Source organism: Legionella bozemanae (assembly GCF_001648595.1).
Lineage (GTDB): Bacteria > Pseudomonadota > Gammaproteobacteria > Legionellales > Legionellaceae > Legionella > Legionella bozemanae.
On sequence record NZ_LBAW01000035.1, the window covers coordinates 1 to 25,195 of the forward strand.

The window sequence follows — 25,195 nt, forward strand, 5'->3', positions numbered from 1 at the left end:
TAGTATTATTTATGTATACAACTGTATTTTTAAGTTGATATCCATTGATTTTACAAGGGGTCTATGTATACAATTGTATACATAGGGATTTTACTTTAAATTACTCGTTTTTAAAGAGTTGTTTAGTTATTTGTATATAAATCATATGGTTATGCGCAAATTCTTTAAAGCAATCACATTGCGTGGTGTGTGTAGAATCAGAAAAATACAACTAGGCACAATCCTTGTGAAGTACTACTATTAGTATAGTTAGAATAATGGACTATGGAATAAATAAAGAGCGCATGCCTTTGCGCGTTTGTGAAGGAATAAATTAGCTATCTAAATAGGATAAAAAAATGAAACTATTTTTTCAAAAGGATGTGATAGTTGATCGTATAAAAAAATTAATACAATTACTCATCCGAATTAAAGATTTTGTATTAGAACCACCACCAGGTTATCTTGAATATCAAAAAGCCATTGCATCAAAAGATGAACACTTTAATTATATGGAAAATGAATATTTTAAACGACATATTTTACCTTATATGCTTAAAGGCCATGGCATAAAGCAGGGCGATCATTCTTCTATTAATATTAACCAACAGCAATTATTAAATAATCATTCACAGGATACGTTTAGAGTAAATCCGGTTACTGGCTTGCCCATGATTGGTTCGTATGATGCGGGGGGAAATCCATTTGGGTTTAATTACAACAACTCCATGCATCATATTAATCATCATTCCAGTTTTAACAATATGCATTCAAATAACCAATTTAATTCATTTGATTATTGGAATAGATAGTTAATACGCGTTAAGGATGTTGTAACATTAAGCGAGGATATAATGCCTTTAATTACTGAAGATAAAATAAAGCAAACTGAAAAAATAAGAGTTGAAATTGATGCCAATATATATAAGGAAATTCAAGCCTATTCTGAATGGGCAAAACTGAAAGGAACTGATACATTTTTTGAAAAATCAGCTTTGTATATTCTAGCAAAAGATAAAAAATGGAAAGCCTCTGACGAATATTCAATGATTGATTAAATAAAAGTTGTATTGCATTGCAGTTAATACGGTATGTAGTTTATCAAAAAATTAGTATTAATAATTAATGCCGAGGAATAATTTATTTTTATTAAAATTTGCATTGTTATGAATTCAATTGCAATGATTTTTTGTGCTTTAAGTGCTAATAGCAATAGAAAGGCAGCGGTGCAATGGCGATTGTGTACAATCTAATAAGAGGGCGGAGTACATTGTATGATGGATATAAACACTATTCTTTTATTCATTGTCGTGCTTGTATTTCTGCGGTTATTCGATCTCAGTAATTTTGAATCTACTTGTCACCAAGTGATTGATCATTGGCTAACTAGAAAATATGGAATACCTGGATTTGAAAAAAGAGCTTATAAACTTGGATTTCTTGATTTATTTCACGAAGAGTTAACTCTTCGTTCACATCGACCAATAACTCAACGCGAGTGCCATTATGCGTTTCGTGTTGCTCAGTACAGGCATGAGAATAACTATTAAAAGTAAGTGGTGTAATAGTTTACTGATCGGCGTATTAAATGATGGTTCTATTAACAGTATTTGGATTAGAATATGAATATCAAAATAATTTTTAAACACACATTTTATTATTTAATTCCCTTATTCATTCTGTTGACGCTTATTATTTCTTCTTATAATGCGCACTATGAGGATACATCTGAAGTTCCAGAGCTAATCTCGTTGAAGGAATTTAGCCTTATTGCCCAAGAGCAAGGAAATTTTCGGTTATCATTTTTAGATACGTTTTCTATTAACGTTTTTGATTTAATAGTACCAGCACGATTTATACCTAAAAAAGCCAGCTTGGAGCTATTAGATCAGAAAAGGCATGCTCTTGAATTCAATCAAGCTGGTGAGAGTGTTAATCAATGTGTACGGACTTTAAATATCACGTAATGTAAGTACAAACAGCCGTTAAGCTAGTTTTTGGTTAAGCTTAACACAAATACCGCAAATTATGCTGAGCAATTACCGATTAGGGTTTTTGAGCTGTACCCGCATAAACATACAAAAATAGCATCAATTTCTATTTGATTGGCGCTGTTTAAATAGGTTTCAATTAAGTATTCAGATTGTTTGTTCGGATCTTCGTCATCCTCAAAAATGGCCTGAGTAATTTTTTCTATAATATTCATAGAACCGCCCTTTATGTAAAGGCCGTAATTTAAGTTTACGACCTGTTTTAATTCGCTTAATCAATCGCTGCATAAATGTCCGCAGCTTCTTTGTGGTATTCGATGTAATCTCGCAATAAATAGTATTGCTGGATTGTTTTATCCGATTTAGTTTTCCAACACAGTTGATTAAGAACACATAGGGTTGTAATGATTCCAGCGGCATCCGCGCTCACTTCTCCATCATATCCGTTGCCTTCCACATATATGGGGAGTGGCTCGTCCATGTCAGGAGCCAAATAAAAACCACGATTGCTCAATTCGTAAAAATGCCAATAGCCGCCTTCGTAAGAAGAGCACATCACTTTTAATGTATTGTAGATTGCTTGTTCTGCTCTTATCATCATGGTGCCAAAATGTTTAGGCAAAAAAGAAAGGCGTTGCTGATCGCTAACTAGTTTTGAAGTAATGATTGTTGTCATTTTTGATCCTTAATGTTTTCTATTATGTTCCTAAGTGAACAAATACATTATGGCAAACAATGGTGATTTTGTCAATAAAAAACATCTTTTAAATTGACGTTTTTATTATTACATGAGGATGCTATTTCATTCCAAGATGTAATTTATTAGCTTCATTGGCATTGATTTGTTTCATTTTTGTTTTAAATTCAGACGCGCTAAGCCTTTGACCTTGATCCAGATCAAACCTGCTTATAGATGCAACAGGGTGAGGGGTGCTTTCTTTTTCCCAAGTGACTCGCACAAAGTATTCATCCTGTATTTTTATATAGATAATATGCGCATAGAAATTATTGCCTTTGAAAAATCGCTTATGTTCAATCCAATCTTGAGAGTTTTTGTCAATTGGCCAGCAAAGTGTGTGTATTTGATACTTTTTATAACGATTTTTCCCTTTGAATAGGTTCATTTAAAAAGTTCTTAAGCCCTTGGCTTCTAAAATAAGTATGTCCCTCATCACTATAATGTTTAAAAAATAGCTCGGAAAATCGTTCTATAGGGCTTTTTTCGATAACAAAAAAATATGGCCAAAGGAGAGGTTTAAGAATCAAATAGCGTTTAACATCAGGTCTTTTTAGCAACAAATCATTTTTGTAATATATTTTAAGCGTTGAAAACTGAGAAAGCTGTTGATGGAATAACTTAAGGAATGAGGATTTTTAACGATGGGTTAATTATAACATTCTTATGGGTAATTGGCGTGTACTGTGATTCAGTTATGTTGCACATTCTGTTAAAATTACATCAATGACAATCAACCGTATAGTATTTGATTTTGAGCGCAATCGGGTTATAATGTAATTAACCATACCCGCCACGCCTCTTAACAATGCGGACCAGGGCGGGTTATTTATTTTATGCATTCAAAAATGGTTTTTAATAAACCACCTCTTTCCATACCAGAACAAATACATCACTTACGACAAAAAAGGGCTGTTGCTGGATAATGAGCAAGAAGCTAGTCAGTATTTGACGACCATTGGTTACTATCGTTTGATGATTTATTTTAAGCCTTTTCTCATTAGCTCTGCGACAAGATCTCACCAATTTAAACCCAACACACGATTTTCGGATCTTTTAAATTTGTATGCATTTGATAGGGAGCTGCGCTTATTAGTTATCGATGCCCTAGAGCGAATAGAAGTGTCTTTTCGTACCGCTATATCAAATGCCATGAGTTTGAAGTATGGTGCACATTGGTATCTAAACATGGATTTATTTTCTTCGGCTGAGCAATATCAAATGTTTTTGGAGGAGGTTAAATCACATCTGAAACGTTCACACGAAGACTTTATTAAAACGTATTATGCTAAATATCATTATCCAGAACACCCGCCAAGCTGGATGGTCATGGAATGCATTTCTTTTGGTACAGTGTCCAAGCTCTATGCCAATATTAAAGATCGTACTGTAAGAAAAGAAATTGGTGATACTCTTGGACAATATAGTGAAATCATCAAATCATGGATGCGCTCACTGACTTATACCAGAAATTTATGCGCTCACCATTCTCGTTTATGGAATCGGTTTTTCGTCAATAAACCCAAGGTTTCAGAAATAACAATATCTTTTGAACATAACGAGAGTCCTTTTTATCTACAAGCTTATATTATTCATGCATTATTAAAAAATAGCTCGCCAGGCAATCATTGGCGCAAACAATTGTTTCATCTTATGCACAATCATCCTTCTATACCCTTTTCAAAAATGGGATTTTCTGAGCATTGGGAACAAGATGGCTTGTGGTTGTTGGAATAGATAATCTCAGATAATGCTTGATGGAAACACCTAATACCTTTTGTTATGGGGTTATAGAGCATAACCCCAATTACTCCGTTATTAATTTTTTATGTCTGCACTAGCTACATTGCCAGTTATAATACTTTGCTGCAATTGCGATGCGATATCATTCGGTAACTGCGGCAATAAGATTGTATTGGATTTGTTATGTGAGCCTATTTCTTTTAATGTATCAAAATATTGAGTAATCAATACCAAGTTCATTATATCTGCAGACGATACACCGGGTACGGACTTTTGGAAATCTTCTACGGAATGGCTTAGCCCATCGATAATGGCTTTTCGTTGATTGGCTGTTCCTTCGCCCTGTAACCGCTTGCTTTCTGCTTCTGCCTCAGCCTTTTTGACTATCAATATTTTCTCTGCTTCTCCCTTGGCTTGAGCTGCAACTTGCAATCGTTGTTGTTCGTTAATTTCATTCATTGCATTTTTTACTTTCGTTTCTAACTCTATGTTCGTTACTAATGCTTTGACAATTTCAAATCCAAAATCTTGCATGGTCTCGCTTAAATGGCTTTTAACGGCATTAGCAATGCTGTCTTTTTTTTCAAAAATATCATCCAAGATCATTGTTGGCGTTTCAGAGCGGACTAGATCAAGCACATAGGCTGTAATTTGTTGCGTAGGATCTTCCAATTTATAGAAAGCATCATAAACGCCGTCATCTTTGATGCGATATTGTACGGAAACTTGAATCTGGACAATCACATTATCTTTTGTCTTGGTTTCGACTTTGACATCTAATTGTTGAATTCGTAACGATAACTTACCAGCAATCCAATCAATAAAGGGTATTTTAAAATTAAGTCCTGCATGTGCAATAGAATGATATTTTCCTAGGCGTTCAATAAGTGCGACTTCTTGCTGTTTGACAATAAACAGGCCTGTTAAGACAAAGATTAACAAGAGAACGGCAATACCAATTAATAGTTCAATCATCATTTATATAGCTCCTTATACCCTTATAGTTATAATTTATTGTTTAATTTTAAAAAAAGAAATTCAACAGTAACAGCAGGAATAGAAATGGCCATACATATTCCAACTTTTCTAGCATGGATTCCAAAATGTCTTTTCTTGCTGCATTTGGAACGTAGTAAGAGTGAGATAAATTTAATACAAGCTTTTTATCTTTTTTATCTCTCAAAGTTACTTTAATGGTGTTATTCCCCCAGGTTTCTGCATAGGTAAATTGATAGGGATGTGCGTTATTAGGTTTCATTTCATTAATATTCACCACATCAAAATCACTTATTGGTTTTGGGCTTTCATCTGAAAACCTGAGCTCATAAAAGAACTGTTTGCGTTTTACTTGGATATCCGGTTTTTCGTTAGTGTTATACGATTTTTCAATTTTTGATTTAATTACCTTTTCTTTGAGTGGAAACAATTGAAGAGTGAATGCGCTCATGTATCTTTTTTCAGCGAACGCAATTAATCTGTTTTTTATCTGCTGATTTCTGCGCTCTAATGCTAATCGCTTATTCTGAGGCAAGCCACCTTGAGCCAATAATTGATTGTTGCGCTCGTATTCACTATACAGCTCACCATCAGGTGATTCAAAATCAAGCTCATTGTAAGAGATAGGATGTCCCTTTTGCGAAAATAAAATAGAGCCTGCGGCTAATCCGGTTAAAAATTTAGAATGTTTTACTACAGGCGATATTTGCTGCGGTTTCGTCTTTCCATAGGTATGAGCAACTCTAAATGATTTAGAATACCCTGAATGAGCAGGAAAGGATAAAAAAGCCCCCATGAATAGGGTGAGGGCAAAAATCCTATTTATAACAATTAAATAGTTATGACATCTTAAATAACTCATGTGCGATTCCTTTAGGTAATTTTCCATCAAACCATGTCCAGAGTTCGAATTTATTCGTTCCTTTTTCAAAATGAAGAAAATCTTCTTCAATTTCGTCCTCATCGTTTATTGGTACACCCGCTAACTGCTCCTATAAATTTAAATAATCCATTGTGCTCCCTCCTGATAGGTGAGTAGGCTAGAAAAAATCTAGCCTACTTAACTGGATTACTCTTCTTCTTTTTCTTCTTCGGTTAAGAATAAATCGTCTGAAACGATTTCTATCACATCCCAATTAATACCTATGGTGGCATCATGATTTTCTTTTAGGTGTTGTAGTACGGTACTTGCCTGCTCTTTGCTGAGTAGAGGCCTTACATCCAACACATCTTCTATAGACCAAACGATGCTGATTTCTTGTATTAAACTATTTGTTCCGTCTGTTGATATATTGCTCATCAAAATCTCCAATTCTTTATTAAACAGTTAATTAGTAATTAGTGGTAACTCCCTGCTTATGCAGGGAGTATTTTCGAATACTAATGATAAGAGGAATAATAAAGAGCAGTGCCATCCCAAAGACTTGCATGAGAGAAGGAATTCATGCGTACTCTGCCTTGCTCGTTTGCTCTTTTTCTAAATGGTTCATCAATAAAACAATTAGGTTTGGCTTTTGTTTTTCCGCAAAAAGCATCGTTTCGTTCAGTGATTTTTTCTTGTGCAATTTCTCTGAGTACTACAGTGGAAGTTCCAATTAGATCAATGACCTGATAAAAATCAATGTTAGTTTGCTCGTAACCCCAAGAAGCATAGAGAATGGAACCGATTTGAAGAGGGTGTTTAATCATGATTTATTCCTTATTTTATCTATTATGTTCCTAAGTGAACATCTATAGTATGGCAGATCATAACTAAGTAGTCAATATAAAAGATGTATTTAATCTATCTTTTTTATATATTTTATTTGTTGACAAATTTGGTTCTTGTAAATAAACTAAGTCGTAGTGTCATTAGGACAATAAAAGAAAACGAGGTAATTATGATTCATCTAAATCAAACCAATGCACCACTTGAGCTGGCCTTTTCTTTAAACGATTTATTGAGAGCGTTAATGCTTACATCTTCATCTACCAGAAATCAGGATATTTCTTATTCCTACTGGAATAGGTTGTCCATTAAAGAAGCCATCGGCACTTATCTGGAATTAAATACCCTTGTTCATTACCCCCAGCTGTGTAATGCACTAAGGCGGTTGGAGCGTTTAGATTATCAGGTAGAACTTTCTCTGGGGGATATTCCTGAAATGAATCAACAGGGTATTGAGGCAATGATTTATTCTTTAGAGGCAATAAAAAATAAATTATTGGATGCACGAACTCAAAAAGCCATCCTTGATGCTCAATTTAATAACCTTATTTTCCTGTACGGAAATAATACAACAGTGCCTGTATTGCATGCTTTCAAACCTCATTATTCTTTGCGAAGAGCAACTTTCTATAGTCAGTACACTACACGTGCCAGAAAAATAAATATTTCCGGTGTTCCTTATTTCATGCATCATCATGGCCATCGATTACAAAAACTAAAAAACCTTTATGAATTAAATGAACACCATTTATTAGATCGATATTTTGATGCAATAAGACAGGATACAACAGCAATAACCCCAGTAATGAGAACCTATTTATTGGGAGGATTCATTAATACGTCCGTGTTTGCATTTCGTTCTAAATACGATTACAAACAATCTGGTAAAAAATACTATATTGATTTGGCAACAAACAAAACGTACACGCGATTAAACGATGCAAAAGACTGTGCATTGCAATACTGCAACAATTCATCACTTACTTTATTAGAGGCTTCTTAATGAAAAAATTATTGCGATTCGAAGTGAAACAAAATTTGCGTAGACCCTCAAGGGTTTACGTCAAATCAACGGATGGGAAGAGCATTTATGGTTCTTTTCATATGAATGAGCCGGATTTATTCGATGGTTGGAATAATCTTTCAATTAATCAAACAATTGAATTAAAACAGTTCATGCAAAATCTTAAGGCCATTCACCAGCACTTGCATCCTTCACCAACAAGCACGTTGCTCGATTTGCGTTTTCGACTACCTTATGAATTTATCGAAGTTTTGGAGCAGATTGAAATTATTTGTGACGAGCAAAAAGTGGAGTTAAATATCTTTGAACCTATGGTTAGCAGCATGATACAGCAAATTAAAATTGCAGTAGGGAAGCTTTCAGGTTCCAGCAAAGAACAGGCTTTAACGTTACTGAATCAAGTAAACCTTGCCGAATATAAAAAGCAAGATTTTAGTAATCAAATAAAATCAATTTTTTCAGAATTACAAGCCGTTGTTAATCGTTCTGAGAAATTGCATCACAAAGCAATAACCTTATTTGATAAAGATAAAAGCTATTCTCCTATGGCTATTAAAGGCATGGCTAGCGGAGAAACAACACCCTCAAAATGGCTTGTGGCCTGTGCAGTTGAAGTATTGCTCGATGAAAAAAACGATATTCTTTTTAAAATTCTCACCGAGGATGATGTGTTTATGTTATGGGCTAAACAATTGCTCGATCAAGGGCATAATCCTAAGGAGATCATACATAAAATAGATGCACTCAATAAAAATGAGTTAATTAATAAGATTAAATGTTATAAAAAATAATATGATAAAATGGTAACCATTTGCATAGATAGTTTTTACAAGAGAGGTATTGATAGTGTTCTTAACATTTACTAACGGTTGTATCATTGTTCTGGGGCTTGTGCTTATGTGGTGCATTCTATTTTCTATTTTCAATGAAAAATCATCGCGGCGCTTGGGTATAAAGCTAGGGATCTTGGTGCTGTTTTTGTCTCCATTCATTGCTAAATTGAGCTATGATTTCTATGCAATTGCTTCACGACAATTGTTTCTTATGGGGGCCAATGGTGAAATTCAATTAGCGTACTCCCCATTAAAAGTGCCAAAGACCCAAAATAACCATTATTGTGATCGCTTTACAGACAGCAAAGGTAATTTGTTAAAACGCTCTACAGTAGGTGATAAGCATCTATTTTGTGGTGTTTTTTGGAATATGGGGGAACATGACGTGGTGTTTTTGCCTTACAAACTTTTGGGCAATAATAAAGCCATCTATTGGGCTTCACCAGAACTAAAAATTATCGGTCCAATGCCTCCTGAACTCCTTTTAATAAAAAACAAAGAAAAAAATACCCATTCGATTTCATCAGAAAAACCCAATAGAATTTATGTTGAAGCAGGTAAAACAGCGCATATTATAATAACAAAACAATTTAAGCTTCCATCTGATACAGATCACAAGGAAAAAACAATTTCCCCTGGGGCAGTGTTATCAGGAGTTACGCTAGAACCGTTTGACGTCTCAGAAAAACTGAGCCACGGACGGTTTAAATTATTCATTGGGAATACATCATGTGTCGCCTCGTCAGATACACATATTAAGCCTGATTACGATACAGCAACAGCTATAGCTAACATCATCAGCTTAAATTGTTCTAATGATGAGGAAAATGCGATTCCTATACAAGCAATAGCAACTGTTTCTGGAAAAGCACTATATCCTAAAGAATAAGAGGTGAGTTAAAACACGGCTCACACGTGCCACCAAAAGGAAACTATTATTATGCGCATCAATTTAAAAACACCAATACACTACTTATCGTTTTTATTGTTAGTTTTGTCTTATTTGTCGCTTTCTTTTGAAACCGCTCTAAAGTCAGGGGTATTTTCCTCTTATAGCGATTTATTTACCCCAATAATCCATATTTTTTACTGGCCAAGGTTTGCTTTGCTGCTATCGCCTGCGCTTGTTTTGATTATTCTTTCTTCTGTTAAAATGAAGAATTATGAGTTTATTTTAAAAGGATTTTTCCTTTTTACAGCAGCAGTTATTGTAAGTAATAATATCAGTTTATTTTCATCCCCTAATGTAATTCCCCCTCTAAATCAGCCACAACACTTCATACAGCTTTATTATTATGCTTCATGGTGCAAATCAATAACTTGGATAGTGATTATTACATTAGGCTTAATTTGGACTTTTCAAAAGCAGCCACAACCATTGCGGGCACAAACCTCTTAGGACTCATTATCATTGCTATGGATTGGGGAGATTATTCATGGTCCAATAAATCGTTTACATTGATCAATCAGCATAACACCATTTAGGTATTTTTATGGAGGAGCGTATCATGAATAACAGTACGCCTGTATCAATAAACACAATTTATGAATCAGCAAAATTAATTATCCATTCGAATAACAAAGTGCAAGATTCTTTTTGGAGAGACTATTGCACTCATGTATTAACTTGTTTAATCAATCATCTTCATAAAAAGAGTGAGGTCACTTTAAGTGATTGTTTAGATCAATTGGATATATATGAACCAATGGAATTAATGTTTAAAATTAATGTCTATAATTCTAAAGAAAAAACGGCTATTGAGCGATTTCCAAATCAAGAGCGATTTCTAGCAAGCAAGGCAAACATGGCCGTGTTTATTTTAACATCAACTCTGAAACTTTATTGTGATAAAGGGCAATACAGTCATCTATTTGAGTGAATAGCCAATGATTTTCAGTTTGCTTTAATTTTTCCTTGAATAGTTCCTATAATTAACCTGATATTCGGGTTTTTTTATTAGAAGTTGTGTGGTTTAAATTATGGGTCATAATATTTGTGTCACTCAAAAATAATAATTACTAATTTTGCTGTTTCCGACATTGATAATCTTATAAAATATCAGTCAGTAACCAAACAAGATCAAAACGCATATTTTCAAATCTTAGAACTCAATCTCTATCAATGATGATAGAATTGGATGTCTTGTAGTAGCGCAAAGGTATGCCATGTATCACTTTCTAATAAAGCAGCTGGCTCTCCATCTGCTGTTACAGAAAAATCAGAAATAATCCATTTCTCATCTGCATCATGAGTTAAAATTTTTACGTAATCACCAATTTTAAATGGTGTTGCATCAATTATTTTTTTTATAACGATTTGATTTAATTCTTCTTCATTTGAAGGTAAATAATTTTTGATATGAGCCATGACGATTCTTGGAAGTTTGAATGAAGGAACCTTACAAGAATTTTTGCCAAATGTAAATGTTTGAACAGATCTAGAAATTTAAATTGTTTTTTCTATTTTGAATTTATAGCGAAGATCGAATCATCCAGAAAAGAAAAGTAACCTCGAATATCAAAATAACGACTAAAAGTAAAATGACAAACTGCCGGCATTGCTGACAGAATTATTTGAGTACACCACCTGATATTAGTTTTTTATGCTTGGCTGACTGATGCCGCTCAATGAGATCGATATCATTATATCGATCGGTAATGGCACTTGAGCTATGGCCAGCATCATCGCGTACATGTGCAACAGGACGCCCACGCATATTAATATCATCGGAAATACCTGTATGGCGCAACCAATGTACTGTTGCTGACTCAAAACTATCAGCCTCTATTGAAAAGCCGGTGTTTCTTAAATTTTGTATGGTGTTATCAAAGCAGTCTTGAACCAAGCGACGAATGTGTCTTGAACTAGTCATTGCTCCTTTGCCTTTTTCTTTAGGTAATAGAGGGCTTTGATCATTCATCGAAGGAAGTGGGGTTAACTGCATACTGACACGATATCGCTTGAGTGCTGCAAGCATGTCATCAGGTACGGCAATATCTCGCATTTTGTTACCTTTTCCTACCGTCTTAAACCACCAACATCCTTGGCTATCTTGATAAAAATGTCGCATTTCTGGAGTCCAACGATCACTGGCACATAGCTCAGAGATACGTAAGTACAATAAATAAAGCGCAGAAATAATAAACAATGTCCGTTCATGTCTATCGGGCGCATTATTTGCCATATTTTTAACTGTATCAAGACAAGTTTGCCATTGTTTTTCACTCAAGCGCATCACTTGTGCTTGATGTTGAGTTTTTTGGATATACTTGCTTTTTTGTTTGATCAAAGTAATCGGGTTAATGGATACTTTTTCCTCTAAGGCCAAGTAATTATAAAAACTGCTCAGCACCGTAAAAATTTCACGAATTGCTTTTTGTGATAATTGATAGTTTTGCTTATTGGGCCTCAGTCCATTTTTATGATCAATTTTACTTACAGTGGCTACAAATGGGCGCCACTCATGGTTGGGAATGCGTTCACCGTTATGCATAATGAATCGTGCTACTTTTTTAAACCCAATCCATGATTTTGGTGGGTTGAAACAAAATTGCATGTAATTTTCAATGTCTTGCCGTTTCAAATCCAGTAATGATTTTTTCTCAATTAGCCAAGCCCATTGAATTAATCGTTCTACTTCTCGACGATATGATTCAAATGTGGCATTATTGTTATCATATTGTTTTAAAAAGTCGAGACAAAAAATTAGGTCATATGGCGCAAAAGATGGTGGTATAAATGCTTGCCAATTTTTTTCTTTAAGCTGTTGGCAAGTGTCTATCAATGGTTGTGGTATAGGAATACTTGCCATGGTCACACTCTAATTTTAAAATAAATTAATAGATCATTTGGTCTTATGCATACTACCATCAATATTATCTTCACTGAATTCTGCTTCAAGTTCTGCAATGCTTGGCAGGTTTGATTTTAAGTTTTCAGGAATTGCCTTTGTAAGTTGATATTCAGAAACGCCTATTGGTTTTTCTATGCCTTTTAGAGCATACTCAGCAATGACTTTGCTTCTTGATTTGCAAAGCAATAAACCTATGCTAGGGTTATCGTGTTCCGTTTTAAGATACTGATCAACCAAGTTGAGATAAAAATTTAATTGTCCAGCATGTTCTGGTTTGAAGCGAACTGCCTTCCATTCTATAACAATAAATGCCCTAAGTTTTAAATGATAAAAGAGCATATCTAGGAAATAAGTTTCGCCATCAATTTCCATCGGATATTGACTACCAACAAATGAGAACCCCTTGCCCAGCTCTAATAAAAACTTGGTAATATGTGCAATGGAAGCATGCTCAATTTCGCGCTCAAGTGCATCATCATGAAGACCTAAAAAATCAAAATTATATGGACTTTTAAGTACTTCTTGCGCAAGTGATGATTGTGCCGCTGGTAATCGGTGTATAAAATTAGATGCTTTACTGGAGGGTAAAGCTTGAGATTGATATAAATTTTGATTAATATTTTTTTCAAGTGTTGAGCGTGACCAACCATTTTCAATGGTTTGACTTACATACCAATCACGCATGATAGCATCATTAACTCTTTGTATTAAAACAACAATATGTCCCCAAGGTAAATCCCGCACAGCTTGTGCGCGAATTTCATTTAAATCAGGATATTCCTCGGCAAGACGTTTCATTCGTCGGATGTTTGCTACTGAATAACCCCGGGTTTCAGGAAATAAATTCTGTAGATCTCGAGATAATGTTTCAATAAAGCCCGTTCCCCAAGATTTTTGCTTCTGTTTCTCAATTATTTGTTTGCCAATGTACCAATAGTGGTTGATAACTTCTTGATTTACGGCCAGTGCTGCACGGAATTGTGAGGATTTTATTTGAGTTTTAAGCGCACTTAAAAATGACTTATAATCATGATCGAGATGAAAAGTTATTTCTTTTGACATACTTGGTTCCTTTGTTGGGTTGACTAATCGATTTCAATTCAATTTGTCTTCCAAGCACAAAATTTTTGCTCACTGTCCTGTCGTGAGCGAAAATTATACGACTACGATAACTTAATTTCAAAAACTTTCTGCAACGGGCGTTGCAAAAAGTTTAATTGCCAAATTAGATATCAATAATACTTAATTTTCAAATAATTGCAAGCAGTCCAATAGTATAAACTATTGGTGTTATTAATTGAATCTGCGTGCGAAATCAGATTGTCCAACCCAAAATTTTAAGTTTTGCATCCCTCTATATTTTCGTCAAAAGAATGTAAGCAACCAGATATTAATATAATCACATTATGGCTTGTTTATTAATGCCAACATCCCATAAATTAATTCTTGAATTACTCCCCAAGTCTCAATTAACTTTGAAGCGGATAATTATTTACACAAATGAATACCTTGTCCTACCACATGGGCATAAAATCAGTAACATTTTTTCTTCCGCCTCTTTGCACATCATGGGTGTTAATGTATTTTGCATCCTAAGGTATAATGGATGAATTTTATTAAGGGCGAACAACATATGTCTGAAGATTTATTCGTTGCCGCATGGAAAAAAGGAATTAAAATAGTAGGCGTTGAATTTTTTAATATACAAGCATCATCCATTGATGCGGCGCAGAAAAAATGGCAGTTAGAACCTAACTATACTTTTATACAGAACGCTATGGGTGGGTATAGCCATGGAAAACAAGTTTTATTAGCGATGATGTACTCATTTTTTGATCCAGAAGACGGCCAAAAACTTCTTGAAAAAACCCAAACGCCCAATTTTGTACAAGCCCTATCAATTTTGAATCAGGAATCAAAGAAAATTATTTCTGAATTATGGCTACACCACACTGGGTGGTGAATATAGTCGAATAATTAATAACCGCAATTCATTTGATACAAAGTATCAATTAATATAAAATGATACTTTGTATCAAATACGCCTATAAATAAAAATGCTCCTTAAAAATAAAAAATCCTATAACCATTTATTAATTCAATTAAAGCAAAAAGAAAACATTACTGCTGAAAAACTTGCCGAACTAGCCAATGTAAGTGTTGCAACACTCAATTCATGGCTTGCAAATCCAAATACAAAAAAATGGAGGCGATTAGATAAGGAGCGCTATTACTATATAAAAGCTAAGTTATATTTCAGTTCACAAAATAGCTTTGATAAAAAAGATAATATCAGAACTTTTCTACATCATATTGAGATGGTTTTAAACATAGCCCATAAGAGCGCCGTTACAGGCAAATCAATTCCAAAGGAAGAGTTGAAATTTATAAAACAGGCTAAAGAAATGAACCAATTAATAGTAAGCTCAATATTCGATTTAATACCCCCTGATGAGGAAGAAAAAAATCTTATTAAATCTCTTATGGAAGAACATGATTCAGAACACATTTCTGCAGAAGAAGAGTTTTATCTTGAATTCCTTGCTTCCATTAATAAAAAAGAAGTATTGCAATTACATTACCAAGAAAAACAATCTCCTTTTATAATCGCCAAAACATTAAAATTTCCCACGCGATTGATAGAACGGCTCATCCGTGAAGATGAAGAAGAAAATATTAAAACCTTAGAGCTAAAAAGAACCCAAACAATTTCTTAATTTGAAAATGATGCCTGTATTTGATTATTTTACCAACCTTAAGTTGGAAGGTCCAAAAATAATTCCATATAAATCATCAAAAAAATAATCTTTTCGGGGGATTTTTATTCGATTAATAGTGATAATAGCTTTAAACATGCGCTCATCATAAGGCTTAAGGGGGCTGGATGATGAATTATAACCAAATTTTTCTGCCACACCTCTATAGACATGGGATCTTTTCTCATGAGCCCAAGATAGCATTTAGTGCTGTAGTAAGAAATAATGAAGCCTATAAATAGGTAGAAATAATATATGGCTTCTTTATTTCCTACATCACGAATTAATAATGGTGCGCACAGGCTCAGATTAATAATTGATAGAACCGCAAAAACAGGATTGAAGATACAATGTTCCACTGCTTTAAGAAACGCTTCAAATCGGCTAATGGGTGTAAGGCAAAATAAATTTTCTTTAGTAGCTACAATGTCAGTGTATCTTGGATAATATTCAGCAGGAATAACCAATAGCTTTCCATTTTTTTTAATTCAAGATTGAACGTATGCATAATCGTTTTATATGGGGCTAGGGTCCATGGTATGAAAAAGTACGCTAGACGATTAATATTTTAATCTTATTCAGTATAATTTAGCAGCTGTTGAAACTTTTTGGCTTCTTCTAAAACGATATCCAAATTCGGCAAACCAACGGCTTTTTCAAATGCATCACACAAAGGGATAAGGTTATTTATTTGTTCCATTGTCAAATTATAATTTGACAAATTGTCACTAAGACAGGCATGGAATAATTCTTTCAATGTTGTCTCTGTTGGATGTGAATCAAAAATTTTTATTAAAGCTTCTCTCTGTATAGTAGATAATGGTTTTATGCCTATTAAAAAAGAAACTAAAATAAGAAAATCACTTTTCATTAATGTCACTCTTTGGGCCCCTTCCCTGGCATCGTTTTTAACGGAGCTGATCTATTTTCAGATAAGAATAAAATTGTAAGATTTGATTCACAGCCTGTATCAATGATAAATTTTGCCTTATTTAAGATAGAATCATTTTTTAACCTGGAAACCCCTCCGTATAACGGATAAACCTTATTGCCCAAATTTTTTTTCATAAAGTGACTATCTATTTTAGTCATTATTGCTTCCTTTTAAAGACTCAAATATTTAATGCGTTTCATTCACAGTCAGCCTTATTCCCTCTGCTTCTTGCAAAACATGAATAATTGAAAATAATGACTGCGCCGTAGGATTTCCCTTGGAACTAAACATTCTTTGTAAACTTTTACTATTTTTATGAACCCTTTCTGCTAAGGGCTCAAATAAAATAGAAGCATTAATATAATCCTTTAATAAAGATTTTGCGACATCAAGCTCATCTGCTAATAAAGAATTAACGGCCTCGATTAATAGAGCCTTTCTAAACTCTGAGTCTTTTTGTGCTCTGTCTCGGATGGTACTTTTAAATTCTCTTGTTAAAGCCATAATACTACCCTCGTCTTTTTGCTAACTTATACTCTTGCCAATAATTTTTAGCGATTTTAATATCCTTATCCTGTTGCTTTTTTGATCCACCGCCAACTAAAATCACTAGTTCCTCGCCATCTTGCCCAAAGTAGATACGATATCCAGGGCCAAAATCAATCTTATATTCAAAAACACCATCTCCCAGAGATTTGACATTAGAATAATTTCCTAACTCCATACGATATAGCGCCGTAGATACCTTTGCTGCAGCAATAGCATTTAATTTATCAAACCATTTAGCAAATGGATCAATGCCTTCTTTAGTTATATAAGATGCAACTTTTATTTTCATACTTAAATAGTAACCTATATGTTACTTATTATCAAGTTTAGAAGACCTTTCACATAGCTCCTTCAAACTTTCTCTTAAAGAATCTAAAATAAAGGTTCCTTGCTGAAGCTCGCCTTTTCTATAAAGAGCTTCGATCTGATATGTCCGATCTATTAACCCAAATAATTCACATTTGTTGGCCAAAACTTTTACATCCATTTGTACTGAAGAATTCATATCATGATCTCTGTAAGTTAGGTTGGTATTTTTATCAAAAAACATTGCTGGTACAAGTTAATGAGCTATGAATTACACGTACTGCATTTCCCAAGTGGGGTGGTATAGAGATGATCTTTTCTGACCTTCCAGACGTATTTTTAAATGAGCGCCTCTGAAGCCCGTAATTATCCCTGGCGCATTACTCTTAGCCAATTTCCTTTTGAATTTCATCGTCCTCGACTCTATTTGAAATGAGTTCTTTTAATGAAACACCAATCGACTGTTCCACTTCACATACATTTCTATTGAGCGGCTGAATTTGATCAGGTAATGGCTCAATCAAAAGCCAATGCTCATCCAATAGTGAAAAATTTATTTTTTCTTCGTTCATTTTTTATCCTTCAACTTGATTAAGCCAATAAATTACTAACCCGTATTAACTGATTAATCCTAAATCATCCAACGAATGCGATTCATTTTCTCCAAGCCATTTACTTACACCACCTTTATAGAAAAAATCTAAAAAAGGAGTAACCATATCATTATACCAATTCGAGCTCTTGGCCTCTCGTGGTTGCTCAGTTCCTATAGTAATTTGCAAATGAAAGATTGTTGGAGGCAAACTACTCTGACAGCGGGTATAAACTAAGCGAGTAAAATCCTCTTTCATAGTTGAATCACTGTAAATAGCATCAGCGATAGGACAAATAGGTTCTGCATTTAATTGTTTTTTGAAATAATTTGGGTCCAACTTTAAATTACACTCCCCTAAAAACATGTTACATATCCCTCCAAATAATCGATTTTGCAGTAATCACCATTATAAACAATAACAAAGAACCGAAACAGAATGTTGAGTACGGTGCAAAGCGATCATTGATTGCCCTTTCCTTTGATTCTACTAACACTACCCACGTTCTCAAAAAAATCCTCGCACTATGAACTTATCAAAAATGAATCAATGCCAAAGAGGTCTTGAAATGTATATTATAAGATCTCTTCAATGTTTTCACGGTCTATCGAAGTTCAAGTAAATCCACTATAGCACAAGAGGTCTTTAAATGTTATAATTTTAATTATTTAAAGATCTCTTTATTCATTTATGGCACGCGAAGGAAAAGCACGGGTTTTAAACGAGCAAGAATTTAAAAGACTCTTAATTATTGCTAAAGACTCCTCTTTTGCATTACGAAACGTTGCCTTAATTTATTGTTCTTTTGGTTTAGGTCTGCGAGTTAAAGAAATTTCCGCTTTAACCTTTAAAGATGTCATTGATTATGAGTTCAATATCTTAGAGGAAGTGAATTTAAAACGAGCCATGACCAAAGGAGAAAAACAGCGTCATATTTACCTGACAAATAAAAAAGTGGTCGCTGCATTAAATGAATACATTCAATCCATTCATTCAAAAGAGCAAGAACTCTTTAATTTCAAAGCCCCTCTATTCAAGACACAAAGAGGGAGTCGTTTTCAACCGGATGTATTACAAAAATGGTTTCGCAAATTATACGATAAAGCAGGTTTAGTCGGTGCCAGTTCACATTCAGGACGTCGCACTTTTATAACACGGCTTATAGAACAAGGTGCAGATATTAAAGCGGTGGCGCGACTTGCGGGTCATGCTCATATTGCCACTACATCAGAATATGTAGAAGATAACCCCGATCGCCTTAAACGCATTTCAAGTCTGGCTATTTTTTAATGTATTTATTTAATTCATTTTGGTTGATTCACCTTCACCTTCCGCAAGCACCCTATCACTACATACGATTCGAAAAAGAATCACGTTATTATGAGCTAAGAGTATCACAAGATTTGTTGGGCGATTGGACACTCTCTTTAAGTAATGGCCGTATCAACAGCAAACTTGGCACCACCCGTGTTCAAGCCTTTAGTTATTTTGATGATGCATTAGCGGCGTTTTATCAAGCCATTAAATTACGCCTGCAGAGAAAATATCATGCCACTCAATACCTCATTGATCACTGCCTTTTTTCGCTGGTATTTTCTTTGATGATGACCAAATACGGCAAACCAAAGAAACCGCCGAAAACAAATAAGAAAACAATCACTGAAAATTCAAAAACAAAACAATCAGAGCAATTAATTGGCGATTCTTTGCAAGCAAGCTTCTTTTCTTGAGAAAAATATTTAATCTAAATTAATAAAATAAATTCAATATGATATTTAAAAATCATACAATCAAATTTAAGGCGTTTTTATCGCCTTTTTTATTTATAATGCAAATCCATAGGCGATAGTTAAATATCGCCTGGTAATTAATATATAACAGCTTTATTTTTTAATGCCTTAAGATTTTCTAAAAAATGAACTGTAATCCCCTGTCTATTGTGATCAGCGGCTGGATGATGCCCTTAATGCTCTGGATCATGCGTGGCAACGAACTACTTCCAGAATTCATTCTGGAGAAAATCAAGCATTCCATATCAAAAAATAAAGAAGGAGAGCTTGAGTGGAGCTTAAGTTATGATCGCGTTGAAAAACTTGACGACAGTTTCTTCAGAACTCTTCCTCAGGTTAAGCTCCCTGACACTATGATGTTCATGGGGGACTTCGCTGATATGTGGTGTGTTTTTACCCATATGAAAACTAAGTACAAGAAAAAAAAGCCCTTTAAATCAGCCTTAAATGCATGCATCCTGGGAGATGCTTTCGGCATCAAGCCTAAAAAAATGGCTGAAATGTCTGATATGAGTTTTAACCTTTTACGGGGCTACTCACGAAGATTATATTCGTATGGATACTATGGGCCTGGCTAATGACAAGGCTGGAAACCTTGTGTATTCATTGCCTATTTTCAAGATATGGGACTTAATAGACAACAAAACATTGGGAGATGGCGATGGCCAAAAATTACCAACCAGCGAAAGCACGATTCAGTCGCGGTATTCAAAAAAATATCTTGGGAAAGCCCCTGGTATTTCTATATATACATTAATCGCTAATTTTATTGCAGTAAACGCTAAAAATATCGGATTAAATGAATATGAAGGACATTCGCTTTATGATCTAATCTATGGAAATAAAATAGACATTAATATTGGGGTTCTAAACGCTAACCGTCGAAATTTCCGGACTAAATCCAACCACTTTTTTCTTTTTTACTCCATGCAAGAAAACTTTGTTTATTATTGCATCAAGATCAATGATTTTATCACCAGAAAAAATGAAGTGCCCCTGAAAATGGATGTGTTGCCAAGCTACAGGTGAAATTTTCCTTAACAGCGCCAATGCCTTGTGATCCCCATCAGCTTCATATTTGAGTTTGAGCTTGGATAGGATTGCCGAATTATAATGAATAATCGCATTGGCAATAAGCCTGGCACATTGGTTGCTGATCTCAATTTCACGATCTCCCCTGCCTGATAATTGCTTTTTACCATAGGCAGTTGCAATAGCCATACGCAATTGATGATAGGATTCTACCCGATTTTGAGAACGATGTATGTCTCGTTGCAATTTTCTGTCTTGCAAATATTTCAGGGTATAGATGCTACGGATCAATTTATCGTATTCAAATAGTGCCTTTCTGGTCTTGTTTGAGGCGCTGTACGTGCATAATTTTTTAATCAAAATGCTTTGAGTGATTTCTTTACAGCCTAACGCTTTGATAATAGGTTCGATATTAGGCCATTCATCCTCAATGAGTTGGCGATCAATTTTGTCTATGGGCTTGATTAACCAATCTGCGTATTGTGATAAATCATCACCACAGTAAAGATGCTTGAGTTGGGCTTGCAAATTGGTAAATCTAGGGCACAGTTTACCACCAAACCAGTCCATCACAGCAAAGTTAGCTTTATTAATAAGATGCATGTCGCCTGTAATGGCCTCAGGCATGATACTGCTGGTGTTGTTATACCAAATGTCAAAAGCGAAATAACTTTCATGCTCATGAGCACCAATCAACTCAGTTTGAAGTGGGATATGGTTGACCAGCAGCGTATAAGCCACAACACCCTTGCCTTTTTTAAAGTATTTTTTGGAACGTCTTGCTTTAAGTGTTGGTCTTGCCACTTCAAATTTTTGCCCATCCCCCCCGCCATAAAGAATTGCTATATCCAACGAGTAATCAGGAAAAATAGGCATTTGTGCAATATCATCCCCGATCATATCGTTGGCTTTTTTTAATGTTTGCAATCGCACTCGGGATTGATAAACATCCAACAAACTGGCATAAGGAATATCTGAAATTTCTGCCATATTAAGATTGCCGTTATTCAGCGCTTGCGCGATAATCACAGCATTCAGGGTGTTTTCATCAGCAAGCAACTTAATATAGCGAGGTTGTATGAGAGTAAAAGCAGATGAATAGCGACTCCGTTCATTAACAAATCGAAGTACATCCGTAATATCACATAAAGGCAATTGCTCATAAAAACGGTGTTGAGCGTCTTCATCATATTTGTCATCATTCGATTTTTTTAAATGAAGCGTTTTGGTTTGTTCATCATAGTACAGATGTTTGAGCTTACCTTGGGTAAAATCAGAATTGAATTTCAACCATTCTGATCGCAATTCAGCACAACGCTCGTCCAGTAAGCTCTTAATAGGCTTTCTCAATGCTGGAATATCTAAGGGTTCCACTAGTGCCCCTTTTTCCTTGGCTGAATTAAGCTCTTGCTGAAGCGAACGGTTTTGGATGCTATCTGCCAAATAGAATTCACCTGCTTTAAGCCGTTTCTTAAGTTGGCGATAAATCCAAAATTCATAGCGATCGGCATGGAATTTTTTCTCACCCTTAGCATTCGTATCAAATAAATATTTTTCTAACCGTTTTGGTCTGGTTTTCTCAGGACATGCTGTGACTGGATATTGGTTTATCGTTTTGTTGGCACCAAATAGCTCCTTAAGCCAGGCAATGGCTGCAAGCCAAGGACTGTCAGCTACAGTACTTGAAAAATCAATAGCCATCATTAATGGTCGTAACTGCAGCTGACATCGATGAAATAAAGTATCAACCAGTTTCCATTGAAAATCGATGGGCTTTAATTCTTCTTCATTTTCTTCAGGTATTTTATTGCGTAATTCTGCTTCAGGAATGATTGTTTCAAATGCTTTTTTGCGTACATCGCCAAAACTAAGATTATCATTTAACTCTTGGTTAATAAATAATCGTGCAAATCGACGCATAACAAAAGAATCAATTTGTTTACTTACGGCATAGTCTGTATAAGCATCTTTAGTTTTTTCTTTAAGATCTGCTTCAAATTGTCTGAGGTTCAAGCAAAAAGCGTCTATTAAATTATCATTCAATTGAAGGCATCGCAAAGAGAGATAACACAGAAGATAAAGGTAGGTCTGCTCAGATTTTAATTTCTTCCGTAATTCATAAACATCATAATAATCAACAAGACTTGCGTAATAGTGAATGTTTTGCTGAGAAAGATTGAGTGTAGGTAAGAGCGATTTAGCTAACTGATACAGGGGTTTTATCGAGAGAAGTTTTTCACGCTCAGCACTTATCATGCGTGCTTTAAAATCTTTTGTATCTTGCTTGAGATCCGCTAATCCAGAAAGCGTTTCTGATTCTTTTTCCAGCAACAATTTTTGCAAAGCTGATTTATCATCTATCGTCAGGGATTCTCGAATAATTAATCCTAGCCGGTTGCGTTCAGCATTTAAGACTTTGCTCACAATCACTTGCAAGGTGGTATATCCAGGACGCACGATTTTCTTTTTCTGCATAAAGGCCAATAATTCGATGACAATAAATTGTGGGCTAACATCACGACGCAGAATCTGTTGTGCCTGGGCAGTCAATAAGGGTTCAAACTCTTTTGACCAAGACTGATAACCAAAATGCGCTGTAATCACGGTGCATTGTGCATAATATTGGTGTTTGCTAATAGTGGTTGGATGAAACTGTTGTTCTGGGAAATACTCTTCCATAATGAAATCAATGTCTTCCTGCACCTCGTCCCACTTAAATGGAAAGAACCGATGTTTCGCCTTGAAGTAACCTATTTGTATGGCGCAATGGATTTGGGCTGATAAATCATCACGGCTGCGCATCAAGACTTGTTCTTCAGGGGTGAGATTGAGATAGTTCGAGCGCTGAACATCATCAAAATCAGGGATTTCATACAAGGCAGCTTGCTCTGCCTCAGATAAAATGGTTAATCTTTCATTGCTTGCACGCATGATAAAAAATCTTAATTAAAAAAGAGACAAGATGTTACTAAGAAACTCTCCCTAAAGAATACCTTTATCGGAAAGTTTGCTAAAATTAAATCATGAATTGCATTATAAATAAACATGTTGCTTGGGTGTCTGGAAATGACTCCAATAACTCTTTTAGGGAAAGTATATAAAAATGAATCATGAAACCGCCTAAAAAAGTAAAAAATAGTGAACGGAGGGTACGTGAATACCTTACTCCGGCTGAGGTAGATAAGCTTATTGTGTCTGCAAAGCAATTAGGGCGGCATGGCTTACGTGACTCTACAATGATTTTAATTGCCTATCGACATGGCCTACGAGTATCTGAATTGATCTCATTACGCTGGTCTCAAATAGATTTAAAACAAGGTCTACTTCATGTGATTCGCAAAAAAAATGGAATCCCAGCCAGTCACCCTCTTTTTGGCCCAGAGATTCGGGCTTTGCGTCAATTAAAACGCGATTATCCAGAAACAGATTATGTTTTTATGACGGAGCGTAAAGCACCCATTACTGCAGATACTTTCAGAAAAATTATCGCAAGAGCAGGAGAAAAAGCGGAACTTGGCTTGGCGACACACCCTCATATGCTTCGCCACTCAACAGGCTTCAAATTAGCTAATGACGGTCGAGATACTCGCAGTATTCAACATTATTTGGGTCATAAAAATATTCAACATACCGTAAGGTACACAGAAATTGCTCCCGTAAAATTTAAAGAATTTTGGGATGATTAATTATTGCAGGAAATTTCGACGGTTAGCGTTTAGAACCCCTTCTTCGGTAACTTTTTTAATTGCATCATCAAATGAATACAATGTCTTTTTTCCAAATCCATATTTAATGTTATTCATATTTCTTCCTAATTGTTTTGATAATTAACTACTTACTTCGTAATCGTTTTGCCCACCAAAGGAGAGCTAGAGTAATCAGGGCATTGATAACAATTGACCAAGTATTTAAAGTGGGAGTCAGAATTATAAATTTAAGATCTAAAGGAACTAAAAATGCAAAAAAGACATGTGCCAGCGTATGAAAAAATTCAAATCCCGCAAAAAATAGAACGATATCCCTAAACATAGGATTTCTCCTTTCAATTAGTCCTTTTATTTGTTAATTATAGGGTACTTTCATGTACTAATAGAAAAATAGACGTTGATTATCGATTTTTTTAAAATACGTTTTTTTCTTAAGTAGGTGACAGAGGCCAATAAACGACATCCCTTTGTTTGGATGTTAGTGTCAATATTGCTAATGTAAGATCAGCTCCTTATGAAATACTAAAGCAAGCTTATCATCAACGTTCATTCTTTATAATAGTACAACTTCTTAAAATAAATCTCTTGAGAGCAATTTTTGCGTCAGGGCGCAATGTGATGGACTCATCCTCTTTTAATCGGCCATAGCTTAGGCCAAGATAAC

At 34.9% G+C, this 25,195-nt stretch carries 36 protein-coding genes and 2 pseudogenes; 17 read left to right on the forward strand and 21 right to left on the reverse strand.

The window, feature by feature from the left end:
* Window positions 1-338 precede the first annotated feature (338 nt).
* The 4 genes from A8O27_RS16780 (at window position 339) to A8O27_RS16795 (ending at window position 1,946) form a co-directional block, all read left to right on the forward strand.
* The gene (locus A8O27_RS16780) at window positions 339-791 is read left to right on the forward strand and encodes a hypothetical protein (protein ID WP_058460629.1); all 453 of its coding nucleotides are present in this window, start codon (window positions 339-341) and stop codon (window positions 789-791) included.
* Between the two features lie 42 nt (window positions 792-833).
* Window positions 834-1,037 (forward strand): hypothetical protein, encoded by a 204-nt coding sequence (locus tag A8O27_RS16785; protein ID WP_058460630.1) that lies wholly within the window; start codon window positions 834-836, stop codon window positions 1,035-1,037.
* Between the two features lie 216 nt (window positions 1,038-1,253).
* Window positions 1,254-1,529 (forward strand): hypothetical protein, encoded by a 276-nt coding sequence (locus A8O27_RS16790; protein ID WP_058460631.1) that lies wholly within the window; start codon window positions 1,254-1,256, stop codon window positions 1,527-1,529.
* Window positions 1,530-1,601: 72 nt separating this feature from the next.
* Complete coding sequence (locus tag A8O27_RS16795; protein ID WP_058460632.1) at window positions 1,602-1,946, forward strand: hypothetical protein; 345 nt, start codon at window positions 1,602-1,604, stop codon at window positions 1,944-1,946.
* A 59-nt stretch (window positions 1,947-2,005) separates the two neighbouring features.
* Here the strand turns inward: A8O27_RS16795 and A8O27_RS16800 are convergent, their stop codons facing one another.
* The 3 genes from A8O27_RS16800 to A8O27_RS19410 all read right to left on the reverse strand — a co-directional run bounded on the left by A8O27_RS16800 (window position 2,006) and on the right by A8O27_RS19410 (window position 3,094).
* Window positions 2,006-2,185: a hypothetical protein gene (locus tag A8O27_RS16800; protein ID WP_058460633.1), complete on the reverse strand. Its 180-nt coding sequence runs from the start codon at window positions 2,183-2,185 to the stop codon at window positions 2,006-2,008.
* A 56-nt stretch (window positions 2,186-2,241) separates the two neighbouring features.
* A complete protein-coding gene (locus tag A8O27_RS16805) occupies window positions 2,242-2,646 on the reverse strand; it encodes an antirestriction protein (RefSeq protein WP_058460634.1) in 405 nt (134 codons plus the stop codon).
* Window positions 2,647-2,767: 121 nt separating this feature from the next.
* The gene (locus A8O27_RS19410; protein WP_235810575.1) at window positions 2,768-3,094 is read right to left on the reverse strand and encodes a hypothetical protein; all 327 of its coding nucleotides are present in this window, start codon (window positions 3,092-3,094) and stop codon (window positions 2,768-2,770) included.
* Between the two features lie 527 nt (window positions 3,095-3,621).
* On the opposite strand from A8O27_RS19410, the gene A8O27_RS16815 reads away from it, so the two are divergent.
* On the forward strand, window positions 3,622-4,443 hold the full coding sequence (locus A8O27_RS16815; RefSeq protein WP_235810576.1) for an Abi family protein: 822 nt from the start codon (window positions 3,622-3,624) through the stop codon (window positions 4,441-4,443).
* Between the two features lie 81 nt (window positions 4,444-4,524).
* Here the strand turns inward: A8O27_RS16815 and A8O27_RS16820 are convergent, their stop codons facing one another.
* The 4 genes from A8O27_RS16820 to A8O27_RS16835 form a co-directional block, all read right to left on the reverse strand.
* Window positions 4,525-5,427, reverse strand: a complete 903-nt coding sequence (locus tag A8O27_RS16820; RefSeq protein ID WP_115684392.1) for an SPFH domain-containing protein — start codon at window positions 5,425-5,427, stop codon at window positions 4,525-4,527.
* A gap of 46 nt (window positions 5,428-5,473) precedes the next feature.
* A complete protein-coding gene (locus tag A8O27_RS16825) occupies window positions 5,474-6,307 on the reverse strand; it encodes a hypothetical protein (RefSeq protein WP_235810577.1) in 834 nt (277 codons plus the stop codon).
* A 207-nt stretch (window positions 6,308-6,514) separates the two neighbouring features.
* Window positions 6,515-6,745 (reverse strand): hypothetical protein, encoded by a 231-nt coding sequence (locus A8O27_RS16830; protein WP_011212514.1) that lies wholly within the window; start codon window positions 6,743-6,745, stop codon window positions 6,515-6,517.
* A gap of 80 nt (window positions 6,746-6,825) precedes the next feature.
* Window positions 6,826-7,134: a hypothetical protein gene (locus A8O27_RS16835; protein WP_011212515.1), complete on the reverse strand. Its 309-nt coding sequence runs from the start codon at window positions 7,132-7,134 to the stop codon at window positions 6,826-6,828.
* A gap of 191 nt (window positions 7,135-7,325) precedes the next feature.
* Between A8O27_RS16835 and A8O27_RS16840 the strand changes: the two genes are divergently transcribed.
* From A8O27_RS16840 to A8O27_RS16860, 5 genes are all read left to right on the forward strand, one after another.
* The gene (locus A8O27_RS16840; protein ID WP_058460635.1) at window positions 7,326-8,156 is read left to right on the forward strand and encodes a hypothetical protein; all 831 of its coding nucleotides are present in this window, start codon (window positions 7,326-7,328) and stop codon (window positions 8,154-8,156) included.
* Complete coding sequence (locus A8O27_RS16845; protein ID WP_058460636.1) at window positions 8,156-8,968, forward strand: hypothetical protein; 813 nt, start codon at window positions 8,156-8,158, stop codon at window positions 8,966-8,968. Before A8O27_RS16840 ends, A8O27_RS16845 begins: the two co-directional genes overlap by 1 nt.
* A gap of 106 nt (window positions 8,969-9,074) precedes the next feature.
* The gene (locus A8O27_RS16850) at window positions 9,075-9,899 is read left to right on the forward strand and encodes a hypothetical protein (protein ID WP_235810578.1); all 825 of its coding nucleotides are present in this window, start codon (window positions 9,075-9,077) and stop codon (window positions 9,897-9,899) included.
* 51 nt (window positions 9,900-9,950) lie between these two features.
* Window positions 9,951-10,409 (forward strand): hypothetical protein, encoded by a 459-nt coding sequence (locus tag A8O27_RS16855; RefSeq protein WP_058460637.1) that lies wholly within the window; start codon window positions 9,951-9,953, stop codon window positions 10,407-10,409.
* A gap of 109 nt (window positions 10,410-10,518) precedes the next feature.
* On the forward strand, window positions 10,519-10,890 hold the full coding sequence (locus tag A8O27_RS16860) for a hypothetical protein (protein ID WP_058460638.1): 372 nt from the start codon (window positions 10,519-10,521) through the stop codon (window positions 10,888-10,890).
* 239 nt (window positions 10,891-11,129) lie between these two features.
* Here A8O27_RS16860 and A8O27_RS16865 read toward each other — a convergent pair whose 3' ends face one another.
* The 3 genes from A8O27_RS16865 to A8O27_RS16875 form a co-directional block, all read right to left on the reverse strand.
* Window positions 11,130-11,378 (reverse strand): hypothetical protein, encoded by a 249-nt coding sequence (locus tag A8O27_RS16865; RefSeq protein WP_058460639.1) that lies wholly within the window; start codon window positions 11,376-11,378, stop codon window positions 11,130-11,132.
* A 202-nt stretch (window positions 11,379-11,580) separates the two neighbouring features.
* The gene (locus tag A8O27_RS16870; protein WP_058460640.1) at window positions 11,581-12,822 is read right to left on the reverse strand and encodes a tyrosine-type recombinase/integrase; all 1,242 of its coding nucleotides are present in this window, start codon (window positions 12,820-12,822) and stop codon (window positions 11,581-11,583) included.
* Window positions 12,823-12,855: 33 nt separating this feature from the next.
* Window positions 12,856-13,926, reverse strand: a complete 1,071-nt coding sequence (locus tag A8O27_RS16875) for a PDDEXK nuclease domain-containing protein (RefSeq protein ID WP_058460641.1) — start codon at window positions 13,924-13,926, stop codon at window positions 12,856-12,858.
* A gap of 544 nt (window positions 13,927-14,470) precedes the next feature.
* On the opposite strand from A8O27_RS16875, the gene A8O27_RS16880 reads away from it, so the two are divergent.
* Together A8O27_RS16880 and A8O27_RS16885 are read left to right on the forward strand one after the other, a co-directional pair.
* Window positions 14,471-14,827 carry a hypothetical protein gene (locus A8O27_RS16880; RefSeq protein ID WP_058460642.1) on the forward strand — a complete coding sequence of 119 codons (357 nt, stop codon included), beginning with the start codon at window positions 14,471-14,473 and terminating at the stop codon, window positions 14,825-14,827.
* Between the two features lie 94 nt (window positions 14,828-14,921).
* The gene (locus A8O27_RS16885) at window positions 14,922-15,581 is read left to right on the forward strand and encodes a hypothetical protein (RefSeq protein ID WP_058460643.1); all 660 of its coding nucleotides are present in this window, start codon (window positions 14,922-14,924) and stop codon (window positions 15,579-15,581) included.
* Between the two features lie 104 nt (window positions 15,582-15,685).
* On the opposite strand, the gene A8O27_RS18850 is transcribed toward A8O27_RS16885, so the two are convergent.
* The 8 genes from A8O27_RS18850 to A8O27_RS16925 all read right to left on the reverse strand — a co-directional run bounded on the left by A8O27_RS18850 (window position 15,686) and on the right by A8O27_RS16925 (window position 18,368).
* Window positions 15,686-16,087, reverse strand: a complete 402-nt coding sequence (locus A8O27_RS18850) for a hypothetical protein (RefSeq protein ID WP_058460644.1) — start codon at window positions 16,085-16,087, stop codon at window positions 15,686-15,688.
* Between the two features lie 107 nt (window positions 16,088-16,194).
* Window positions 16,195-16,491, reverse strand: coding sequence for a hypothetical protein (locus tag A8O27_RS16895; protein ID WP_058460645.1), 297 nt, complete (start codon window positions 16,489-16,491; stop codon window positions 16,195-16,197).
* Window positions 16,492-16,496: 5 nt separating this feature from the next.
* Window positions 16,497-16,712: a hypothetical protein gene (locus A8O27_RS16900; RefSeq protein WP_058460646.1), complete on the reverse strand. Its 216-nt coding sequence runs from the start codon at window positions 16,710-16,712 to the stop codon at window positions 16,497-16,499.
* 28 nt (window positions 16,713-16,740) lie between these two features.
* Window positions 16,741-17,058 carry a hypothetical protein gene (locus A8O27_RS16905; protein ID WP_058460647.1) on the reverse strand — a complete coding sequence of 106 codons (318 nt, stop codon included), beginning with the start codon at window positions 17,056-17,058 and terminating at the stop codon, window positions 16,741-16,743.
* Window positions 17,059-17,062: 4 nt separating this feature from the next.
* Window positions 17,063-17,392, reverse strand: coding sequence for a type II toxin-antitoxin system RelE/ParE family toxin (locus tag A8O27_RS16910; RefSeq protein ID WP_058460648.1), 330 nt, complete (start codon window positions 17,390-17,392; stop codon window positions 17,063-17,065).
* Between the two features lie 21 nt (window positions 17,393-17,413).
* Window positions 17,414-17,653, reverse strand: a complete 240-nt coding sequence (locus tag A8O27_RS16915; RefSeq protein WP_064115134.1) for a hypothetical protein — start codon at window positions 17,651-17,653, stop codon at window positions 17,414-17,416.
* Window positions 17,654-17,795: 142 nt separating this feature from the next.
* Window positions 17,796-17,981: a hypothetical protein gene (locus tag A8O27_RS16920; protein ID WP_058460650.1), complete on the reverse strand. Its 186-nt coding sequence runs from the start codon at window positions 17,979-17,981 to the stop codon at window positions 17,796-17,798.
* 45 nt (window positions 17,982-18,026) lie between these two features.
* Window positions 18,027-18,368, reverse strand: coding sequence for a hypothetical protein (locus A8O27_RS16925; RefSeq protein WP_058460651.1), 342 nt, complete (start codon window positions 18,366-18,368; stop codon window positions 18,027-18,029).
* Window positions 18,369-18,692: 324 nt separating this feature from the next.
* On the opposite strand from A8O27_RS16925, the gene A8O27_RS16930 reads away from it, so the two are divergent.
* From A8O27_RS16930 to A8O27_RS19600, 4 genes and pseudogenes are all read left to right on the forward strand, one after another.
* On the forward strand, window positions 18,693-19,292 hold the full coding sequence (locus A8O27_RS16930) for a tyrosine-type recombinase/integrase (RefSeq protein ID WP_058460652.1): 600 nt from the start codon (window positions 18,693-18,695) through the stop codon (window positions 19,290-19,292).
* Window positions 19,292-19,732 (forward strand): WGR domain-containing protein, encoded by a 441-nt coding sequence (locus A8O27_RS16935; RefSeq protein ID WP_058460653.1) that lies wholly within the window; start codon window positions 19,292-19,294, stop codon window positions 19,730-19,732. The genes A8O27_RS16930 and A8O27_RS16935 overlap by 1 nt, the downstream gene beginning before the upstream one ends.
* A gap of 185 nt (window positions 19,733-19,917) precedes the next feature.
* Window positions 19,918-20,370: a Tn3 family transposase gene (locus A8O27_RS16940; RefSeq protein ID WP_131744491.1), complete on the forward strand. Its 453-nt coding sequence runs from the start codon at window positions 19,918-19,920 to the stop codon at window positions 20,368-20,370.
* Window positions 20,357-20,596 (forward strand): annotated as a pseudogene (locus A8O27_RS19600) (Tn3 family transposase); the annotation flags it as partial. The gene A8O27_RS16940 and the pseudogene A8O27_RS19600, both read left to right, overlap by 14 nt.
* Window positions 20,597-20,659: 63 nt before the next feature.
* Here A8O27_RS19600 and A8O27_RS16945 read toward each other — a convergent pair.
* On the reverse strand, window positions 20,660-23,755 hold the full coding sequence (locus tag A8O27_RS16945) for a Tn3 family transposase (protein WP_082891536.1): 3,096 nt from the start codon (window positions 23,753-23,755) through the stop codon (window positions 20,660-20,662).
* A 179-nt stretch (window positions 23,756-23,934) separates the two neighbouring features.
* On the opposite strand from A8O27_RS16945, the gene A8O27_RS16950 reads away from it, so the two are divergent.
* Window positions 23,935-24,510 carry a tyrosine-type recombinase/integrase gene (locus A8O27_RS16950; protein ID WP_058460655.1) on the forward strand — a complete coding sequence of 192 codons (576 nt, stop codon included), beginning with the start codon at window positions 23,935-23,937 and terminating at the stop codon, window positions 24,508-24,510.
* 39 nt (window positions 24,511-24,549) lie between these two features.
* Here the strand turns inward: A8O27_RS16950 and A8O27_RS19455 are convergent.
* Window positions 24,550-24,627 (reverse strand): annotated as a pseudogene (locus tag A8O27_RS19455) (DUF302 domain-containing protein); the annotation flags it as partial.
* A 28-nt stretch (window positions 24,628-24,655) separates the two neighbouring features.
* Complete coding sequence (locus A8O27_RS16955) at window positions 24,656-24,853, reverse strand: hypothetical protein (protein ID WP_058460656.1); 198 nt, start codon at window positions 24,851-24,853, stop codon at window positions 24,656-24,658.
* Window positions 24,854-25,195: the final 342 nt, after the last annotated feature.

Excerpts from the sequence above, each read along its gene's own strand:
- A8O27_RS16785 (WP_058460630.1), top strand. The coding sequence starts at position 834 with ATGCCTTTAATTACTGAAGATAAAATAAAGCAAACTGAAAAAATAAGA.
- A8O27_RS19410 (WP_235810575.1), bottom strand. The coding sequence starts at position 3,094 with ATGAACCTATTCAAAGGGAAAAATCGTTATAAAAAGTATCAAATACAC.
- A8O27_RS16945 (WP_082891536.1), bottom strand. The coding sequence starts at position 23,755 with ATGCGTGCAAGCAATGAAAGATTAACCATTTTATCTGAGGCAGAGCAA.
- A8O27_RS16880 (WP_058460642.1), top strand. The coding sequence starts at position 14,471 with ATGAATTTTATTAAGGGCGAACAACATATGTCTGAAGATTTATTCGTT.
- A8O27_RS16950 (WP_058460655.1), top strand. The coding sequence starts at position 23,935 with ATGAAACCGCCTAAAAAAGTAAAAAATAGTGAACGGAGGGTACGTGAA.
- A8O27_RS16855 (WP_058460637.1), top strand. The coding sequence starts at position 9,951 with ATGCGCATCAATTTAAAAACACCAATACACTACTTATCGTTTTTATTG.
- A8O27_RS16885 (WP_058460643.1), top strand. The coding sequence starts at position 14,922 with ATGCTCCTTAAAAATAAAAAATCCTATAACCATTTATTAATTCAATTA.
- A8O27_RS16805 (WP_058460634.1), bottom strand. The coding sequence starts at position 2,646 with ATGACAACAATCATTACTTCAAAACTAGTTAGCGATCAGCAACGCCTT.
- A8O27_RS16910 (WP_058460648.1), bottom strand. The coding sequence starts at position 17,392 with ATGAAAATAAAAGTTGCATCTTATATAACTAAAGAAGGCATTGATCCA.
- A8O27_RS16920 (WP_058460650.1), bottom strand. The coding sequence starts at position 17,981 with ATGAACGAAGAAAAAATAAATTTTTCACTATTGGATGAGCATTGGCTT.
- A8O27_RS16825 (WP_235810577.1), bottom strand. The coding sequence starts at position 6,307 with ATGAGTTATTTAAGATGTCATAACTATTTAATTGTTATAAATAGGATT.
- A8O27_RS16850 (WP_235810578.1), top strand. The coding sequence starts at position 9,075 with ATGTGGTGCATTCTATTTTCTATTTTCAATGAAAAATCATCGCGGCGC.
- A8O27_RS16900 (WP_058460646.1), bottom strand. The coding sequence starts at position 16,712 with ATGACTAAAATAGATAGTCACTTTATGAAAAAAAATTTGGGCAATAAG.
- A8O27_RS16935 (WP_058460653.1), top strand. The coding sequence starts at position 19,292 with ATGTATTTATTTAATTCATTTTGGTTGATTCACCTTCACCTTCCGCAA.
- A8O27_RS16940 (WP_131744491.1), top strand. The coding sequence starts at position 19,918 with ATGAACTGTAATCCCCTGTCTATTGTGATCAGCGGCTGGATGATGCCC.
- A8O27_RS16795 (WP_058460632.1), top strand. The coding sequence starts at position 1,602 with ATGAATATCAAAATAATTTTTAAACACACATTTTATTATTTAATTCCC.
- A8O27_RS16865 (WP_058460639.1), bottom strand. The coding sequence starts at position 11,378 with ATGGCTCATATCAAAAATTATTTACCTTCAAATGAAGAAGAATTAAAT.
- A8O27_RS16925 (WP_058460651.1), bottom strand. The coding sequence starts at position 18,368 with ATGTTTTTAGGGGAGTGTAATTTAAAGTTGGACCCAAATTATTTCAAA.
- A8O27_RS16840 (WP_058460635.1), top strand. The coding sequence starts at position 7,326 with ATGATTCATCTAAATCAAACCAATGCACCACTTGAGCTGGCCTTTTCT.
- A8O27_RS16835 (WP_011212515.1), bottom strand. The coding sequence starts at position 7,134 with ATGATTAAACACCCTCTTCAAATCGGTTCCATTCTCTATGCTTCTTGG.
- A8O27_RS16930 (WP_058460652.1), top strand. The coding sequence starts at position 18,693 with ATGGCACGCGAAGGAAAAGCACGGGTTTTAAACGAGCAAGAATTTAAA.
- A8O27_RS16820 (WP_115684392.1), bottom strand. The coding sequence starts at position 5,427 with ATGATGATTGAACTATTAATTGGTATTGCCGTTCTCTTGTTAATCTTT.
- A8O27_RS16875 (WP_058460641.1), bottom strand. The coding sequence starts at position 13,926 with ATGTCAAAAGAAATAACTTTTCATCTCGATCATGATTATAAGTCATTT.
- A8O27_RS16870 (WP_058460640.1), bottom strand. The coding sequence starts at position 12,822 with ATGGCAAGTATTCCTATACCACAACCATTGATAGACACTTGCCAACAG.
- A8O27_RS16780 (WP_058460629.1), top strand. The coding sequence starts at position 339 with ATGAAACTATTTTTTCAAAAGGATGTGATAGTTGATCGTATAAAAAAA.
- A8O27_RS16915 (WP_064115134.1), bottom strand. The coding sequence starts at position 17,653 with ATGTTTTTTGATAAAAATACCAACCTAACTTACAGAGATCATGATATG.
- A8O27_RS16905 (WP_058460647.1), bottom strand. The coding sequence starts at position 17,058 with ATGGCTTTAACAAGAGAATTTAAAAGTACCATCCGAGACAGAGCACAA.
- A8O27_RS16800 (WP_058460633.1), bottom strand. The coding sequence starts at position 2,185 with ATGAATATTATAGAAAAAATTACTCAGGCCATTTTTGAGGATGACGAA.
- A8O27_RS16955 (WP_058460656.1), bottom strand. The coding sequence starts at position 24,853 with ATGTTTAGGGATATCGTTCTATTTTTTGCGGGATTTGAATTTTTTCAT.
- A8O27_RS16860 (WP_058460638.1), top strand. The coding sequence starts at position 10,519 with ATGAATAACAGTACGCCTGTATCAATAAACACAATTTATGAATCAGCA.
- A8O27_RS16845 (WP_058460636.1), top strand. The coding sequence starts at position 8,156 with ATGAAAAAATTATTGCGATTCGAAGTGAAACAAAATTTGCGTAGACCC.
- A8O27_RS16895 (WP_058460645.1), bottom strand. The coding sequence starts at position 16,491 with ATGAAAAGTGATTTTCTTATTTTAGTTTCTTTTTTAATAGGCATAAAA.
- A8O27_RS16830 (WP_011212514.1), bottom strand. The coding sequence starts at position 6,745 with ATGAGCAATATATCAACAGACGGAACAAATAGTTTAATACAAGAAATC.
- A8O27_RS16790 (WP_058460631.1), top strand. The coding sequence starts at position 1,254 with ATGATGGATATAAACACTATTCTTTTATTCATTGTCGTGCTTGTATTT.